This is a genomic window from Stenotrophomonas sp. HMWF003 (assembly GCF_003061285.1).
GTDB classification, from domain to species: Bacteria; Pseudomonadota; Gammaproteobacteria; order Xanthomonadales; family Xanthomonadaceae; genus Stenotrophomonas; species Stenotrophomonas maltophilia_AP.
In genome coordinates, this window is record NZ_QAIW01000229.1 from 6824 (window position 1) to 7802 (window position 979).

The window sequence follows — 979 nt, forward strand, 5'->3', positions numbered from 1 at the left end:
CTGCGGCGCGGGTCGACACCACGCCCCTGTTCGACGACGCCCAACAGCAGCAGCTGGCGCGCGCCTGCCGCGTGCTGGACGCACACTTGCCGGTGCTGCTGCAGGGCGAGACCGGTACCGGCAAAGAGGTCTTCGCGCGTGAACTGCATCGGCGCAGCGCGCGCGCCGACAAGCCGTTCGTGGCGGTCAACTGCGCAGCCCTGCCGGAGGGCCTGATCGAAGCCGAGCTGTTCGGTTACGAGGAAGGTGCCTTCACCGGTGCGCGCAAGAGCGGCAATACCGGCCTGCTGCGCCAGGCCCAGGGCGGCGTGCTGTTCCTGGATGAAATCGGCGACATGCCGCTGGCACTGCAACCACGGCTGCTGCGCGTGCTGCAGGAACGCACGCTGTCACCGCTGGGCGGCGGCAAGCCGGTCCAACTGGATTTCGCCCTGATCTGCGCCACCCACTGCGATCTCGACCAGGCCATGGCGGCCGGCGACTTCCGCAGCGACCTCTATTACCGCATCGCCGACCACAGCGTGCGCCTGCCCGCAGTGCGCGAGCACGCCGACCGTACGGCGCTGGTGCGCGGCCTGTGGGAACGGCTCGGCCAGGGCCGGCAACTGGACACCCCGGCGCTGGACACGCTGGCGGGCTACACATGGCCGGGCAACGTGCGGCAGCTGTGCGCGTGCCTGCGTACGCTGGTGGCGCTGAGCGATCCGGGTGAGGTGATCCGGCAGGGCATGCTGCCCGCCTATCTGCAGGCGGCGCCCGCACCGGTCATGCCATCCACGGCCGAGGGCCTGGTGGCGATGAACGAAACCGCGATGCGCGACGCGCTGCGTGCAGCCGATGGCAACGTCGCCCAGGCCGCGCGTGCGCTGGGCATCAGTCGCAGCACGCTGTATCGCCGGGTGGGAGCGACGGCCCGCCGCCACTGAGGCGGGCCGGCCATGACGCCTCAGCCGACCAGTGCGGCAGAATCGCGTGCGAG

At 71.0% G+C, this 979-nt stretch carries 1 protein-coding gene; it reads left to right on the top strand.

Features of this window, described 5'->3' with window-relative positions; translation table 11 throughout:
• On the top strand, window positions 1-926 hold a 926-nt coding region (locus DBR34_RS22490), incomplete at its 5' end, for a sigma 54-interacting transcriptional regulator (RefSeq protein WP_258223780.1).
• Window positions 927-979 lie beyond the last annotated feature (53 nt).